The following is a 2280-nucleotide window of genomic DNA, read 5'->3' as shown; positions in this document are numbered from 1 at the left end:
GCCTGTCGTTATGATCCTGAGCTGAATCCGAGTTATCAACAACTGGCTGCTCACTATGGCTGTGCGGTGATGCCAGCGCGGCCTTACAAACCACAGGATAAAGCCAAGGCCGAGGTGGGTGTGCAGATTATCGAACGCTGGATCCTGGCAAAACTACGCCATCAGACGTTCTTCTCGCTGGCCGAGTTGAACCAGTGTATCCTGGCTTTGCTCGAAGGCGTCAATAAAAAACCGTTCAAACAACTTAAAGGGAGCCGAGTGCAGTGGTTCGAGTCACTCGATAAACCTGCACTCTCTGCATTACCCAAACAACGCTATCAATACACTGACATTAAAACCGTCAAGGTGAACGTGGATTACCACATCCAGTACGATGGCCATCTGTACTCGGTACCGCATCATCTGGTGGGTGAAAAACTTGAACTACACGCCAGTGATCAACTCATCGAACTGTACTTCCAGCATCAACGTGTGACCAGTCATGTACGATCTTATCGACCGGGCACTACCACGATCGCAGAGCATATGCCTACCAAGCACCAAAAGCATCACCAGTGGAGTGCAGGACGGTTGATGAACTGGGCTCAGGACATCGGTGACGAGGTGCTGATCTGGATAAAGACACAGCTCAAACAAAAGCAGCACGAACAACAGGCTTATCGAGTCTGTTTAGGCTTACTTAATCTATCTCGGCAATATCCTGCGCCACGTCTGAACAAAGCTTGCGCCATTGCCAACCAGAATCGGCTGTATCGACTTAAACAAATTAAATCCATCCTGCACAGTAATCAGGATCAATTACTCAGTGACAGCAAAGAGCAGCTATCGCTGTTACCCCAGAGCCATGAAAACATCCGTGGCCCTGGACACTTCCATTAAACCAACAATCCAACAGGAAAACGCAATGATCGAACAAACCCTTACCCAACTGCGCCAACTGAAACTCAGTGGCATGGCACAGGCACTAACCAGTCAGCTTGAACAACCCGGCACCTATCAGGGCCTGTCCTTTGAAGAGCGTCTGCAACTGCTCACGGACAATGAGCTACTTGATAGAAACCAGCGCAAACAGCAACGCTTACTCAAGGCCGCCAGACTGAAAATCAACGCCAATCCCAGAGAGATCGATTACCAGCATCCGAGAGGACTGAGTCAATCGCTGATCGCCAATCTATTACAAAACGACTGGGTGTATAAACATCAAAACCTGCTTATCACAGGCCCCTGTGGCAGTGGCAAAACCTATATCGCCTGTGCTCTTGCCCATGCCGCCTGTATGAAAGGATATCGAGTAAAGTATTATCGCTTATCTCGTCTACTGATCGAACTGACTCAGAGTAAGGCTGATGGGAGTTACAGTAAAGCGCTACAGGCGCTCTCCAAACTGGATCTGCTGATCCTGGATGACTGGGGGCTGGAACCGTTAAAAGCCCCTCAGAGGAATGACTTGATGGAACTTATGGATGATCGACATAACAGCTCATCAACACTGATGATCAGTCAGCTACCCACTGATGAATGGTATCAATCAATCGGTGATAACACCCTGGCTGACGCCATCCTGGATCGGCTCATGCACAACGCTCATAGAATTAAATTAAAAGGTGAATCGATGAGAAAAAAACAGGGAATCATTGACTGATCGTGAACACTTGAGGTAAAAAACAAATCAACCCAATGCGTAGAAATCAGGTGTTCACGATCGTCCAGAATTGGTGTTCATGATCGCCAGAATATGCAACTGGCCACGCAATCTTACACATGACACAATAGGAATGTATATTTTCGGCAAGTCGTCCTTTTATAAGTATTGCCACAACGGTCAATGGTTACATTCTGATGGTGCTGATTAAGGACATAACCAATAGCTCCAGCAGACCACAAACACAGTGTTCCACGCTGCATTTGCGGCAGCTGAGCATGGCGTTAAGTTTTTCCAAGAAACAGAGCAAAGGAACCTATTTTGGCCCAAGAATTTTTAAAAACCGATATAGAAGAAGCAAATAGATTTCTTGTAGAAAGGCGCCACTTTAGTTCAATAGAAAGTACGTTCCACCACCATATAGAACGGTTAAGGGATGAGTTAGCATTTCGCGCTAAGAGTAGTATTAATGGTATTTTTCATAACGTACAGTCCGATTTAAAACTAAGTGGTTTAGCCAATCGGGTGGCCAAAGGAAACATCAGTTACATGACGGAAGCACTTAGATATAGCGCAAGAGTCGGTTATTTATTGCGCTTATCCGGAGGGGAACGATATTCCGGCGGATGTGATTGTAT

Annotated in this window: 3 protein-coding genes; all 3 read left to right on the top strand. The window is 46.6% G+C overall.

Annotated elements, in window-relative coordinates; translation table 11 throughout:
* A partial coding sequence (locus tag ACQY6F_RS18795) for a Mu transposase domain-containing protein (RefSeq protein ID WP_428776630.1) occupies window positions 1–879 on the top strand: 879 nt, incomplete at its 5' end.
* 25 nt (window positions 880–904) lie between these two features.
* A complete protein-coding gene (gene istB / locus ACQY6F_RS18790; protein WP_428776628.1) occupies window positions 905–1642 on the top strand; it encodes an IS21-like element helper ATPase IstB in 738 nt (245 codons plus the stop codon).
* Window positions 1643–1963: 321 nt separating this feature from the next.
* On the top strand, window positions 1964–2280 hold a 317-nt coding region (locus ACQY6F_RS18785), incomplete at its 3' end, for a hypothetical protein (protein WP_428776627.1).

The sequence above is a fragment of the Vibrio sp. genome, assembly GCF_050299255.1.
Taxonomy (GTDB): Bacteria; Pseudomonadota; Gammaproteobacteria; order Enterobacterales; family Vibrionaceae; genus Vibrio.
Note: the sequence above shows the minus strand (reverse complement) of the source record. Positions and strands in the feature narration are given on the sequence as shown.

Coding starts and splice junctions, on each gene's coding strand:
- istB (WP_428776628.1), top strand. CDS start 905: ATGATCGAACAAACCCTTACCCAACTGCGCCAACTGAAACTCAGTGGC.